Annotated in this window: 11 protein-coding genes, 1 pseudogene and 2 CRISPR repeat arrays (1 of these 14 running past the window's edge); all 12 genes and pseudogenes read left to right on the top strand. The window is 28.9% G+C overall.

The annotated features are described in order from the left end of the window. The first annotated feature begins 148 nt into the window (after positions 1-148). The 12 genes and pseudogenes from cas5d to PL321_RS06960 all read left to right on the top strand — a co-directional run bounded on the left by cas5d (position 149) and on the right by PL321_RS06960 (position 10927). Entirely contained in the window at positions 149-388 is a 240-nt protein-coding gene (cas5d, locus tag PL321_RS07025; protein ID WP_273963999.1) for a type I-D CRISPR-associated protein Cas5/Csc1, read from the top strand. Between the two features lie 17 nt (positions 389-405). Then, positions 406-549 (top strand): hypothetical protein, encoded by a 144-nt coding sequence (locus PL321_RS07020; protein WP_273963998.1) that lies wholly within the window; start codon positions 406-408, stop codon positions 547-549. Between the two features lie 248 nt (positions 550-797). Further along, on the top strand, positions 798-1418 hold the full coding sequence (gene cas3 / locus PL321_RS07015) for a type I-D CRISPR-associated helicase Cas3' (RefSeq protein ID WP_273963996.1): 621 nt from the start codon (positions 798-800) through the stop codon (positions 1416-1418). 140 nt (positions 1419-1558) lie between these two features. Further along, positions 1559-1978 carry a hypothetical protein gene (locus PL321_RS07010; RefSeq protein ID WP_273963995.1) on the top strand — a complete coding sequence of 140 codons (420 nt, stop codon included), beginning with the start codon at positions 1559-1561 and terminating at the stop codon, positions 1976-1978. 83 nt (positions 1979-2061) lie between these two features. Next, the gene (locus PL321_RS07005) at positions 2062-2523 is read left to right on the top strand and encodes a hypothetical protein (protein WP_273963994.1); all 462 of its coding nucleotides are present in this window, start codon (positions 2062-2064) and stop codon (positions 2521-2523) included. Positions 2524-2783: 260 nt separating this feature from the next. Then, positions 2784-3215 (top strand): hypothetical protein, encoded by a 432-nt coding sequence (locus tag PL321_RS07000; RefSeq protein WP_273963993.1) that lies wholly within the window; start codon positions 2784-2786, stop codon positions 3213-3215. A 166-nt stretch (positions 3216-3381) separates the two neighbouring features. Next, positions 3382-3567: a hypothetical protein gene (locus tag PL321_RS06995; RefSeq protein WP_273963992.1), complete on the top strand. Its 186-nt coding sequence runs from the start codon at positions 3382-3384 to the stop codon at positions 3565-3567. A 61-nt stretch (positions 3568-3628) separates the two neighbouring features. Continuing rightward, positions 3629-4135: a CRISPR-associated protein Cas4 gene (gene cas4 / locus PL321_RS06990; RefSeq protein WP_337961115.1), complete on the top strand. Its 507-nt coding sequence runs from the start codon at positions 3629-3631 to the stop codon at positions 4133-4135. A 1-nt stretch (position 4136) separates the two neighbouring features. Further along, positions 4137-5109 (top strand): annotated as a pseudogene (gene cas1, locus PL321_RS21140) (CRISPR-associated endonuclease Cas1). Positions 5110-5121: 12 nt separating this feature from the next. Beyond that, a complete protein-coding gene (cas2, locus tag PL321_RS06970; RefSeq protein WP_273963989.1) occupies positions 5122-5409 on the top strand; it encodes a CRISPR-associated endonuclease Cas2 in 288 nt (95 codons plus the stop codon). 233 nt (positions 5410-5642) lie between these two features. Continuing rightward, positions 5643-9354: a CRISPR direct-repeat array (repeat unit 35 nt; unit sequence ATTAGAATGATATTTCCCTAGAAAGGGATTAAAAT). Between the two features lie 182 nt (positions 9355-9536). Next, entirely contained in the window at positions 9537-9716 is a 180-nt protein-coding gene (locus tag PL321_RS06965; RefSeq protein ID WP_273962636.1) for a hypothetical protein, read from the top strand. After that, a complete protein-coding gene (locus PL321_RS06960; RefSeq protein WP_273962637.1) occupies positions 9713-10927 on the top strand; it encodes a transposase in 1215 nt (404 codons plus the stop codon). Before PL321_RS06965 ends, PL321_RS06960 begins: the two co-directional genes overlap by 4 nt. A gap of 107 nt (positions 10928-11034) precedes the next feature. Then, positions 11035-14375: a CRISPR direct-repeat array (repeat unit 35 nt; unit sequence ATTAGAATGATATTTCCCTAGAAAGGGATTAAAAT); it runs 478 nt beyond the window's last position.

Genomic DNA, 14375 nt, shown 5'->3' with positions numbered 1-14375 from the left:
GCTTTTATAGATGGATTCAGAAGTTTTATTAAAGAAGATGAAAATCTATTAAATGTATATCAAAACATAGAAAACAAATAGAGGAATATTGTATTAAAAAGACTGAAGGAAATAGTGGAAAAAGTAAAACAAGAAAGAAGTGATGTAGATGTATTTAGCGGAAGTTAAAATACAACTTCAAGATTATCTGTTTCATGCATCAAAAGAAATTAATGATTATTATATTACTTCCAAATATCAGCACAATTATAGTTTAAGTTACGCCTTTGGTTTTTGTCCAAATAGATATGATATATATTTTGATAAGGTATATTATATAGAGGATTTAAACTATTTAAATCAGTTGGGTATCTATATATATCCTTCTAAATGGGAGGGAATACGGTAGATTTAAGGTTCAATAGTATGAAGGATGGGTATACACTAAGTATGGAAAGAAACACAGCCTTCCCTGTAAATGGAGTTATATCAGCTATAGAACCAGAGTCAATTTTAACAACATATATCCTAAGCAATGAAAAAGTAGATATTAAAAAATTATTAGGTTAGGCAAGTGGGATGCCGTATGTAGGGTAGGTTATCAATGGTATGAAGTTAATACTGCTAAATCAAAGGGGAGTTTTAAAGGGATATATAACTATGCAGATTTAATAAAAAACCACAAGAGTTTGATATTACAGAGCTTTCAATACCGAATAGACTTATACAAAATCCTTATTTTGAAGAAGAAATAGAATGTATAGAGGCTAAAAATGGATTAGTATTGCCATTTTGCAAATATTTTGGTGGTGATGTAGATGGATTATATAGAAATGTTATTAAATGAAAGAAAAATAAAGAAGGGAACACGAGAGGAAATAATAAGAGGTAGGAATATTAAATTTTATCAGCATCAAGAGGATACCTTAAAGGAAATCGAAGAAGCATTTAAAAACAATGAACAAATTGTTATTTTTAATACTTCTCCGACAGGGGCAGGTAAAACCCTGTCGGCATATTCAGCATATTTAAAGTATGGTTATAAAACAATAGGTGTTTATTCAACAAATGAACTTATAAAGGATCAGTATAAGGCTTTAAGTGGATTTGAAGAGTCAAAGGTAGAGTTGGTTTTTAGTGATAAAGTAGATGAATTTATGTTGGAAAATCATTTAAATAATAGGTTAAAAGCTTTAGACATATTATTTTCTCAAGAAGTAGTTTTAACTAATCCAGATATACTTTATTACTTAACATTTACAGATTACTATAGAGCAGTTACGGAAAACTATGATTTAACACATCTTTTAGGAAGATATAGAATTTGGGTGTTTGATGAATTCCATTTATATGATGAAAAACAAAAGGCAGAGATTACATCTATAATTTATCAAGCATATAAGTTGAGGCAAAAACATTTAATCCAGTTGCTTTTGTAATACTTACTGCAACTCCACAAGATAGAATTGTTGATTCTATAAAAAATATAGGTATTAAAGTTGTAAATATTAATGCAGAGGATGGAGATGAAATTATACAAGAGAAGGTTAAACTTAAACTATATCCATCTAATTTATGGATGTGGAAAGGAAATGAAGATATTGCAAACTATATAGATGAAAATAAAGGCAATTTTATAAAAGAAAATAAATCAATTTTAATAATAATGGATTCTGTTTTTCAAGCAAATTCATTGGCAGATAAACTAAAATTAGATGGATTTGAAGTTGCAGAAGTTCATGGAATTAAGAAGGATGATAATCCTTTAAAATCAAAAATTACAATAGGAACAGCTTCAATTGAAGTTGGAGTAGATCCAAATGATGCAGATGGAACCTATAAAGATATATTAATAGCAGAGGCAAGAAGTAGTGCACAGTTTATTCAAAGAATAGGTAGAATTGCAAGAGGTAAAAGAACAGATAGGGTTTCTGAAGCTATTATGTTTGTACCGCATTATGTATTTAATAAACTAAAAAATTTAGTGATAAAGAGATAGAAAGGAAAGAACTATTTAATGAGATAGAAAAAATATATTATCAAACTGAAGATTTCAAAGAAAGTTTCAATATTGTAGCACCAATGACTATTTATAATGCCTTTTCTAAAATTTCTAAGGTGTTTGGTTGTAGCTTAAGGGAACTTAGGGATGATTTTTATAAGATAACCAATAAAAATATATTTAAAGTACAGCAGGAAATAACTGAAATTAATAGTATAATAGATAAATTTAAATATAAATACGAGGATATATTTAACCAAGTATTGTTTAGCTTTAGGGATTTTGTGCCAACCTGCTATATAATTGATGAAAACAGAAATGATTATGTGAATGTAGATATAATTACAGCATTAAATAGATTTATTAATTTAGAACCAATCGAAGAAAAAGATATTAACGATTATTTAGATAAACAAAAATCACAGGAGTTAAAGAAAAAAATAAAAAAGGATAAAAGTTCTATAACCATTTTAAAAGGAGTTAAAAATGAAAAAGTCAAGGAGATTTTTATTTTAAATTTAATTAAGAAGATGATAATTTAGATTTTGATAAACTTGAATATAAAGGTTTAAAATTTGCCGTACTTCAGATTAAATATAAAAAGATATAAACAAAAGGGCATTAAATTATATAAATAATAAACTTGAAAAGATAATTTATCCAGTTGTTGTACAAGATATTAAAAGAAATAACTTACCTCCTTTGTTCAAATCATTTGATTTTGAAGATGACAAAAAATATATATTGGAAGGAATGCACTTTTAATGTGGAGTATATTACAGAGAAGAAGGAGGATAAATTAGTGTTTAAAAAGGTAAAGTTTGAGTTTAGTCTATTTCACAACATCAATGAAAAGAAGCTAAATTTGTACGGTGCAAGTTACAGTATTTTATTAGATAAATTACTTAATAGGGAAGAGGCTGAAAAAGTACACGGTAGGAGTATTTTTTCTCTTTCGCCGTTATATTTAAATTTCAATAAAAATAAAGCATATATATATGTTTCTACTTGGAACGAGGAGGGTACAAATCTAATAAATAGTGTAAGAGATAGATTAGTTTTTGAAAATATAACTTTTGATTTTGATTTGAACGGTAAAGAAATTAAGTTTAAATTTGATTCATACCAAGAATGCACCAATGAGTGTTTTGGAGTAAGATTACAGGATATAAATAATATTGTTTTTAGTGAAATTAAAGAGGTTGAAATATTTATAAATACGCCTTTTTTATAAAACTTATGGGTAAAAACTATTGTTACCCTGATTTAAATGTAATCTGTAATAGTTTAAGGAAAAATCAGCTAAAGATTGAGGGGATTGTGAAGAAGTAGAAGTAAAAAATCTATTTCCAACAAAATTCAATTTTAAAAATATCAAGGTTAGGTATTGCGGTCTGGATATGTATGGATGTATTGGTTATATAAAAATTGATATATCAAATTTAATTTTGAAGGATAGAGAGATATTTGTAAAACAACTTGTATATTCAACATATACAGGAATTGGAGCTAAAACTGCTCACGGTTTTGGAAATTTTAATATTAAATTAGATGGTAAAAGTATACGTGAGTTTATTAGGGGATGATTTTATTGGAAAATTATATACCTATTTCATCTATTAATACATTTGTATACTGTAAAAGAAGATTTTATTTAGAATATTTTTAGGTTTTAGGACAGATAATTATTATACATTAGAGGGAAAGGAAAAACATTCTGATTTAGAATATTGGACAGATGGAGGTAAATACTACAAAAATATATATGTATGCAGTGAAGACTTAGGGGTTGAGGGTATAGTTGATATTGTTTTAATTAAAGATGGAAAGACGATAATAATAGAAGAAAAGAGAGGGAGAAGGGCAGAGTGGGAAAATGATAAGTTTCAAGTGTTAGCACAGGCAGTAGCATTCGAAGAAACATATAGAAAAAATGTTGATGAGATATATATTTTTTATGATTATTCTAATAGAAGAAGAATTATAGAAAAAACTGAAGAAGATATAGGTAGGTTAAAAGAAATTATTGATGATATGAGAAAAATGATTAGCAAAGGAGAATGTAGTGATTTTAATTATACAAATAGATGCGAAGGGTGTTCAGAAAGAGAAATATGCTTGCCAGAATTTAAAATAATTATTGAGGAGGAATAAAGTGAACACACTATTTATAGATCAATATAATGGGCAAATATCTAAAAGTGGGGAGGTTTTGATTTTAAAAGATACTAACACAGAAATCAAGTTAATAGATATAGATGATATAATAATTTTAAGTAGGGCAACTCTTACAACACCAGCAATACATTTTTTAATGGATAAAAAATTTATATTCACTTTTTAACACAAGATGTAAAGTATAAAGGAAGTATAATACCACCTTTAGGTAAGAATATAAATTTACGTGTAAAACAATATAAGATTTACGAAGGTAATAGGTTGTATTTAGCTAAAAGATTTATTTTAGGTAAAGTTAAAAATCAAATCACTATGTTGTATAGATGGCAAAAGATATATGGTAAGTTTTTGCAAACTGAAATAGATGAAATAAAATCAATTAAGGGAAAAATTTTAGAAGTAGAAAGTATTGATGAACTAATGGGGTATGAGGGGATAATTAGTAGAATTTACTTTGAGGGATTTAGAAAGGTTATACCTGAAGGATTTGTTTTTAATTATAGAAGTAGAAGACCGCCAAGAGATGAAATAAATGCATTATTATCCTATACATACACAATATTTCTTACAAAATGTATAAGTAGCTTGATTACAGCAGGATTAGATCCTTATATAGGTTTTTACATTCTTGTGTTTATGGGAGACCTGCACTTGCTTTAGATATGCTTGAGGAAATAAGACCTATAGCTGATGCGTTTGTATTAAACTTAATTAGGAATGAAGAGATATTAAAGGAAGATTTTGAGGAAAAGTTAGGTGCATATTATTTAGATAGTGATGCGAGATTGAAGTATTTTAAGAAGATTAGAGAAAGGTTTGAAAGACAAACATCTCACGTTTTATCAAAAGAGAAAATACCTTTTAAAAAGGTAATTTTATTGCAATCAAGAATGTTAGTAAAATATTTAATAGGTGATTTAAATGAGTATATACCATATACATTTAAATAGGGGAGGATTTGATTGAATGAAAATAAAAATTTATATGTTATAAGTTATGATATTTCTAAGGATAGAACCAGAAATAAGGTTTCTAAAGTTTTAGAGGGATTTGGACAAAGGGTACAGTATTCTCTGTTTGAGTGCAGACTAAATAACACTCAATTACAAACGATAAAAATGAAATTATTAAAGTTGATAGACAATAAAGAAGATAGTATAATTATCTATAAATTAACTCCTGAAGCACAAAGGTTTATAGAATATTTAGGTATAAAGAAAAACTATAAAGAAGATATATTTTACGTATAGTATAAAATGCGAAAAGAGTTTCAACTGCAAAATAAATTTATAATTATATTTTATAGAATTTAGTATTTTGAATGACTTTTTATTAATGATATGGTTTATTGTAATTCGCATTAGTATTTTCAAGTTATACAAGAAATTAACAAATATTTTTTAGGATTATTAATTGTTTTATTTATAATTTATTCGCAAAGTATACAATGATATGTTTGAATTTAAGATATATTGAAGACAGGATTAGAATGATATTTCCCTAGAAAGGGATTAAAATATAATCTTCAACATCTCTACAAGCTTTTGTTTTTCTTATTAGAATGATATTTCCCTAGAAAGGGATTAAAATTGTTTTGTCTAACTGTATAACTATCCTGTCTATTCTGATTAGAATGATATTTCCCTAGAAAGGGATTAAAATAATATACTGCTGTTCAAGTATATTTTCGAAATCACGACTAAAATTAGAATGATATTTCCCTAGAAAGGGATTAAAATAAGTCCTACTGTTTCTAATTGCTCTTGCAAATATGATTAGAATGATATTTCCCTAGAAAGGGATTAAAATACTTTTAAACCTGTTTTAGTGTCATAACTCTTCTCTAACATATTAGAATGATATTTCCCTAGAAAGGGATTAAAATTACACAGAACTTCTGCTCCTGGATTATTGTATTTACATTAGAATGATATTTCCCTAGAAAGGGATTAAAATTGGGGTTATGAAACCACTTTGTATACCTACCCTGTATGATTAGAATGATATTTCCCTAGAAAGGGATTAAAATAAAAATTTGACTACAAAGAAGCAGCAAGACAAGGATACATTAGAATGATATTTCCCTAGAAAGGGATTAAAATTTAAAAAGATTTTGGAGATGTAGGATTCCATATTTATATTAGAATGATATTTCCCTAGAAAGGGATTAAAATCTTGTAATGGTAGGTCAGCCAGTTCTAATTCAACTGCTATATTAGAATGATATTTCCCTAGAAAGGGATTAAAATCAAAACAAGAGATGTCATTAATTGAGTGATTGGGTCAATTAGAATGATATTTCCCTAGAAAGGGATTAAAATTGGGTCTGAAACAATACATTTGATTTTACAATTGTATTTATTAGAATGATATTTCCCTAGAAAGGGATTAAAATAAGTAGTAGGAACTAAAACAAATTTAATCACAGGGATAATTAGAATGATATTTCCCTAGAAAGGGATTAAAATGCTTTTGGTCTAGTGCAAATATTGCTTGCAACTCTTTATTAGAATGATATTTCCCTAGAAAGGGATTAAAATAATACAAAAAGCCAGGGAATATGGGTTTAAACATTATTAGAATGATATTTCCCTAGAAAGGGATTAAAATGCATAATTGCCTAAATCTACACCTATTATCATTCAGAAATCATTAGAATGATATTTCCCTAGAAAGGGATTAAAATTTAACTGTTGTCCGTAGTCTATTGTCATGTTATCCTCTATTAGAATGATATTTCCCTAGAAAGGGATTAAAATATAAAATTTTTCAGCATAAGTCTTGCACATTGCTAAATTAGAATGATATTTCCCTAGAAAGGGATTAAAATAGAGAATGGGTTTGTGAAAACTGTGGAGCTTTCCATTAGAATGATATTTCCCTAGAAAGGGATTAAAATCCCTCCATCTTTTGTTCTATCTTTTATTCCTCTGACACATTAGAATGATATTTCCCTAGAAAGGGATTAAAATAATGTATCGACAAAAGAACTTTTCGCAAGCTTAGCAATTAGAATGATATTTCCCTAGAAAGGGATTAAAATTTCTACGTCTTTTTCAACTTCCGATACTCTCTTTGAATTAGAATGATATTTCCCTAGAAAGGGATTAAAATTTTTAAAAAATACAGCGTAGGTTCCCCTACACTGTCATTAGAATGATATTTCCCTAGAAAGGGATTAAAATTTTCTTTGCTACTGATTGTCCAAAATAGAAACCTACATTAGAATGATATTTCCCTAGAAAGGGATTAAAATGTATAACTACTACCACAATAACCACCAACAAATAGTGCATTAGAATGATATTTCCCTAGAAAGGGATTAAAATAAAATGCAGGTAGTCAAGATGCAACAATAATTCTCAAAATTAGAATGATATTTCCCTAGAAAGGGATTAAAATAGTAATTCAACTGGTATATTAAAAGTTGCGGCAATAATTAGAATGATATTTCCCTAGAAAGGGATTAAAATTTCCTTTACCAGCTCGACAAGCATAAGAGTGCTCAATGAATTAGAATGATATTTCCCTAGAAAGGGATTAAAATAAATCTAATCCTAAATATACTCTTTTACCTTGCCAAAAATTAGAATGATATTTCCCTAGAAAGGGATTAAAATGCATTTTTAATATAATTTTCTGCTGCAGTTATTAGCCCATTAGAATGATATTTCCCTAGAAAGGGATTAAAATATGAAAAGAGCATTAGAGATGGCAAATAGACAAGTAAATTAGAATGATATTTCCCTAGAAAGGGATTAAAATGCAAGTATATTTTGCTATACGCAATTATACTTAAAAATTAGAATGATATTTCCCTAGAAAGGGATTAAAATCTAATGCAGGAGAATTTACTAAATGGGCTAATTCTCATTAGAATGATATTTCCCTAGAAAGGGATTAAAATTTCAAGTGCTGTTTGTCTGCTGCCAAATGTTACTCATTAGAATGATATTTCCCTAGAAAGGGATTAAAATACTCTTGTAAATATGATGTTTGAGAACCAATATTATAATTAGAATGATATTTCCCTAGAAAGGGATTAAAATGGCAGGACTTGTCCACGAGGACGAAAACCTAACAATATTAGAATGATATTTCCCTAGAAAGGGATTAAAATGACCTATTAGCATAGCATTAGGGTCAAATACAAGTGCTATTAGAATGATATTTCCCTAGAAAGGGATTAAAATTCAATTATAAATTGATTTTTCATTCAAGCACCACCTATATTAGAATGATATTTCCCTAGAAAGGGATTAAAATATTTAGGGTATTCGACCTATGCGGTGGGCTATCAATATTAGAATGATATTTCCCTAGAAAGGGATTAAAATATCCCAATAGCAGCGAGCGTAAATGTATCGACAAAAGAAATTAGAATGATATTTCCCTAGAAAGGGATTAAAATTCTTTGTATCATTGCTAACTCTTTTGCCATATCAAGTATTAGAATGATATTTCCCTAGAAAGGGATTAAAATATAGTTCTTGTGGTGTATTGAGGGCTTGTTCCACATTAGAATGATATTTCCCTAGAAAGGGATTAAAATTGAAAACTTTACAGATGGTGCAAACATCGAAGGAAGATTAGAATGATATTTCCCTAGAAAGGGATTAAAATTGGTTATAAGAAGTATATTAAAGCTATTCCTTTAAGATTAGAATGATATTTCCCTAGAAAGGGATTAAAATTGCTTCATATCTTGTCTTGATGTCGCTTCTTAATATTGATTAGAATGATATTTCCCTAGAAAGGGATTAAAATGAAGGAGCAACAAGACTTTCTGATGACCAAATAACTGTATTAGAATGATATTTCCCTAGAAAGGGATTAAAATCAAAATTCCATCTGCTACATCAATATTCAATACTTTGTCATTAGAATGATATTTCCCTAGAAAGGGATTAAAATATATGTTTCAATACGCACAGGTAATAATTGACGCTATTAGAATGATATTTCCCTAGAAAGGGATTAAAATTATATTTTTATTCCAAGGTTGACGTGTTGATTATTAAATTAGAATGATATTTCCCTAGAAAGGGATTAAAATATTTTTCATTCCTCCTCGTTTCTAAGAATAATATATTAGAATGATATTTCCCTAGAAAGGGATTAAAATATCTTCCTCTACATGCCTAACTATTGCTTTATGTGATTAGAATGATATTTCCCTAGAAAGGGATTAAAATGCATAAACTCACCCCTAATGGTAGTTTTATAGCCTTGAGCATAACTCAAAGACCTTGATTTTACTAGCCCGATAGGGCCAAATTTTTTATCACTCAAATTTATGTCATAGGATTTCCTCTCTTTTTGTCGAATTATACTATATAACCACACATAATACAAAAACAATAAGGAGGAAATCTCTATGTACCAACGTCAAGAAATATTTAATATAATTGAACTTTTTACTTCTCAAAAACTTATCAATTTTTATACTAAAATCTTTGATAGTCTTGATTTATCTATATTACCCGATAGGATTCCTTCTAAATATGGTCCTAATGGCTATTCTCGCCATGCTCTTTTAGAGCCTTTATTGTTATGAAATGTGAGAAGTTCGGCAAAATTACTGACCTAAAAGATTTTCTAGAAAATAATCTAATCATTGCTCAGCTTTGTGGTTTTAATATTCTTAAGCCTTTGCCTTCATACTCAGTTTTTCAGAGATTTATTAAAAATTTATCTAACTCTTATCTTAAGGAAATCATGAAAAATCAAGTTAATATTCTTAAAGAACTAGGATTTATTGACAACAACTTTATATCAGTTGATGCAACGCCTGTTAAAGCTAACACTAAATTTAATAATCCTAAATGCTTCGCAAATAACAAGTTTTCTAAAAATAACCCGCCTTCTTCTGATAAAGATTGTAAATTAGGTGTTCATACTGCTAATAACTCTATGAATGTTCAAGTTTCAGAAGATAAACCTAATAATTCAAAGAAAAAATATGAATTCTACTGGGGATACAAAAATCATGTTATTTGTGATGCTATCTCTGGTCTTCCCATTGCTGAATTTACTACAACCGCTGATGTCAATGAAATTTCTAACTTTACAGAAATCCTATCTGATACAAATGAGTGGTTCCCACTCAAAGGTAGTTATATTATTGCTGATAAAGGCTATGATTCAAAGCAAAATCATGACTTTATTCGTAATACCCTTAAAGGTCATGCTTTCATTGCATTAAATAAACGTGGAAGAAAGCCTAAAGACTTAACATCCACAGGTAATGTAATATGCGATGCTGGATTAGCAATGCATAAAGATGGCAAACAATATTTTGATTCCTATATTAAACAAAAGTTTTGCTGTCCTTTTAGAACTTCTAAAGATGATTCTTTATGTCCATGTAACCACGAAAAATTCTTTAACGGTAAGAAAAACAGAGGTTGTGTAAAATACATAAGTATTGGCACTGATTATAGATCTTCCATAAATCGTGATTCTATATTTTTCAAGAAAATATACAGTCTTAGAACTGAATCTGAAAGATACAATTCTAGATGGAAGAATCTAAATACTGAGCAAGCTTATGTTAAAAATATTAACTCTGTTGCTAATCTAAATACAATCGGACATATTTGTCTTTTAACTATTGCAATTGCTGCTATAAAATCTGGCTGTGTTGATAAATACAAATCCCTATCGGGATTAAAAGGACAGCTTAAACTAAGTTATATCAAAATTTTTAAGCATCAATTTCACCAAGGGGATAGTCTACCCTTTTTTGTTTCTTTCATTTCAATTTAAATTCCATTTTTGATAGTTAAGCTACGCTTAATAAAAATTGTAATAATTTAACTTTTGTTGTTTTATTTTTTATTTAATTATGCTCATATCTATAGTTTTAACATATAATTAGAATGATATTTCCCTAGAAAGGGATTAAAATTGTATGCAAATAGGGATAAGGAATGCTTTCCTAGTTATGATTAGAATGATATTTCCCTAGAAAGGGATTAAAATAGACCTTTGTGGCGACCTAACTCGCCACAGGTCCACTCTCATTAGAATGATATTTCCCTAGAAAGGGATTAAAATCAGTATTCCCACCTGTTTTTTCTCGAATCTCTTCAAGGAATTAGAATGATATTTCCCTAGAAAGGGATTAAAATATTAGGGCATACAGTTCAAAATGGAGTGCTTGAAGCATTAGAATGATATTTCCCTAGAAAGGGATTAAAATCAAGCATATCAAGAGCAACTTAACAAGTCTAAGCAAATTAGAATGATATTTCCCTAGAAAGGGATTAAAATTCAATAGAAGGATACAAGCCAGGAGAAGATTGAGGAGGAATATTAGAATGATATTTCCCTAGAAAGGGATTAAAATTCAAGAGGAAACAACAACAAGCACAAGAAATAATCAAATTAGAATGATATTTCCCTAGAAAGGGATTAAAATTTCAAGCTCTGGTGTAATGTTTAATATAGGGCAAATTATAATTAGAATGATATTTCCCTAGAAAGGGATTAAAATGGTAATACCTTTATACCTTTGAGAATAGAAATAGGGGCTAATTAGAATGATATTTCCCTAGAAAGGGATTAAAATTATGATGAAAAAGGTGAAGTTGTAGCAAGTGTACGCATTAGAATGATATTTCCCTAGAAAGGGATTAAAATTTTCAACCATACAAGTTTCCCTTTGGTGCTCCATCAGATTAGAATGATATTTCCCTAGAAAGGGATTAAAATGAGGAGATAGAACAGGATTGGAGCATACTCAAAGATATTAGAATGATATTTCCCTAGAAAGGGATTAAAATAATGTTAAAACCTTTGATTTCCCTGCGGATGTCAAAGATTAGAATGATATTTCCCTAGAAAGGGATTAAAATCTATCTTACTTCACACGGTTTCTTGCCAGAAGGTAGTTTATTAGAATGATATTTCCCTAGAAAGGGATTAAAATATCGTATTGGCTTTTATCCGATACTTCTACATGTTTCATTAGAATGATATTTCCCTAGAAAGGGATTAAAATAATTTCAAATAAAGCCATAAGCTTTCTTGGTGTGCATATTAGAATGATATTTCCCTAGAAAGGGATTAAAATCAGGTAGTACAAAAGGACAAGCACTTGCAAAGTTAGTATTAGAATGATATTTCCCTAGAAAGGGATTAAAATATATGGTCGCCAATTTGGGGAGGGGATTTTTGAAATTAGAATGATATTTCCCTAGAAAGGGATTAAAATGGATTTCCTGCAAAAGAAAAAGCCCGATGGGGCTTTTAAATTAGAATGATATTTCCCTAGAAAGGGATTAAAATCTTATTGCTATGAACTGGGACTACTATAGTTTTACCAATTAGAATGATATTTCCCTAGAAAGGGATTAAAATCCTAAGAAATTTTTCAGCCACCCCTACCCTTTTCACATTAGAATGATATTTCCCTAGAAAGGGATTAAAATGTTGTTTCCTCTTGAAACTGTTCAACATAGCATATTATTAGAATGATATTTCCCTAGAAAGGGATTAAAATGCATAATCATGCAGATTCTTCCATTGACGGATATGTTGTTAATTAGAATGATATTTCCCTAGAAAGGGATTAAAATGAGCTGATAAGACTAACTTCTTTGAATTAAAAGAGGAAATTAGAATGATATTTCCCTAGAAAGGGATTAAAATAATTTTGTAGAATGTTAGAATATAAGGCTAATTGGATTAGAATGATATTTCCCTAGAAAGGGATTAAAATTCCTAATAGTGTTTTCGCTATCACTAAGAACTATCATTATTAGAATGATATTTCCCTAGAAAGGGATTAAAATCTGTTAATGTCTGGTAACCCATACTCCTTCAAAAATCATTAGAATGATATTTCCCTAGAAAGGGATTAAAATGTTTCCTTGAGTTCAGCTTCCATTTTGTTTAGTGTAGATTAGAATGATATTTCCCTAGAAAGGGATTAAAATGAGAATGTGAGAAATATAATGAATGTGGCTTTAAATGTATTAGAATGATATTTCCCTAGAAAGGGATTAAAATACCTTTAAGAACCCTGCATATTTCCTAACTGCATATGCATTAGAATGATATTTCCCTAGAAAGGGATTAAAATGCCTGTTTCTATTCCTAACCACTCTAAAAGTGCAGGATTAGAATGATATTTCCCTAGAAAGGGATTAAAATTAGAAAAAGTGCAAAAAAGAGGAGGTCATTCCTCCATTAGAATGATATTTCCCTAGAAAGGGATTAAAATTGCATTTACACAAGTTCTGTAGAATAAGTCCTCCCTCTATTAGAATGATATTTCCCTAGAAAGGGATTAAAATATCAAAAATGTTAAAGTATGCGTCATTAGAAGAAAAATTAGAATGATATTTCCCTAGAAAGGGATTAAAATTAAAAAACTGAATTCTTCTATAACAACGTAGATATAATTATTAGAATGATATTTCCCTAGAAAGGGATTAAAATATTTTAGATAAAAAGGTTTCATATCCGAATGAATTTTTAATTAGAATGATATTTCCCTAGAAAGGGATTAAAATATCAAAAAATGTTAAAGTATGCGTCATTAGAAGAAAAATTAGAATGATATTTCCCTAGAAAGGGATTAAAATCTTGCGACAAGACTTGCACTGATACATAGCGAGGTATCAATTAGAATGATATTTCCCTAGAAAGGGATTAAAATAATAAAGGAATGAATATATTCCTTAGTGAGCTAAAACGAGATTAGAATGATATTTCCCTAGAAAGGGATTAAAATTATATAGTTATGCAGTATTTGCAGGGGGTATTATAGTATTAGAATGATATTTCCCTAGAAAGGGATTAAAATTTTCACGAAAGAGTAGAGGAAAGAGTGTCGGAGATATGGATTAGAATGATATTTCCCTAGAAAGGGATTAAAATGAATAAAAACTCATATTTTTATTGCGACTTTTGAGGAAATTTAATTAGAATGATATTTCCCTAGAAAGGGATTAAAATAGCCACGTTTCGGCGTCCATAAGCTCAATGATTTTGTCTCATTAGAATGATATTTCCCTAGAAAGGGATTAAAATCGTCAGCATAGTTTTTAGCCCGTCAAGATTTTTACCCCATTAGAATGATATTTCCCTAGAAAGGGATTAAAATTTTTTAAGCCCATTCGCCATTTGTTCAAATTTTTCTCTATTAGAATGATATTTCCCTAGAAAGGGATTAAAATGCAGATACACCTATTACAAATACACAAGT

It is taken from the genome of Caloramator sp. mosi_1 (genome assembly GCF_028622835.1).
Taxonomy (GTDB): domain Bacteria; phylum Bacillota; class Clostridia; order Clostridiales; family Caloramatoraceae; genus Thermobrachium.
Note: the sequence above shows the minus strand (reverse complement) of the source record. Positions and strands in the feature narration are given on the sequence as shown.

Bases quoted from the DNA above. Each gene is read 5' to 3' on its own strand.
- cas5d (WP_273963999.1), top strand. From the start codon at position 149: ATGTATTTAGCGGAAGTTAAAATACAACTTCAAGATTATCTGTTTCAT.
- PL321_RS07020 (WP_273963998.1), top strand. From the start codon at position 406: ATGAAGGATGGGTATACACTAAGTATGGAAAGAAACACAGCCTTCCCT.
- PL321_RS06995 (WP_273963992.1), top strand. From the start codon at position 3,382: ATGTATGGATGTATTGGTTATATAAAAATTGATATATCAAATTTAATT.
- PL321_RS06965 (WP_273962636.1), top strand. From the start codon at position 9,537: ATGTACCAACGTCAAGAAATATTTAATATAATTGAACTTTTTACTTCT.
- PL321_RS07005 (WP_273963994.1), top strand. From the start codon at position 2,062: ATGACTATTTATAATGCCTTTTCTAAAATTTCTAAGGTGTTTGGTTGT.
- cas3 (WP_273963996.1), top strand. From the start codon at position 798: ATGGATTATATAGAAATGTTATTAAATGAAAGAAAAATAAAGAAGGGA.
- PL321_RS07010 (WP_273963995.1), top strand. From the start codon at position 1,559: ATGTGGAAAGGAAATGAAGATATTGCAAACTATATAGATGAAAATAAA.
- PL321_RS06960 (WP_273962637.1), top strand. From the start codon at position 9,713: ATGAAATGTGAGAAGTTCGGCAAAATTACTGACCTAAAAGATTTTCTA.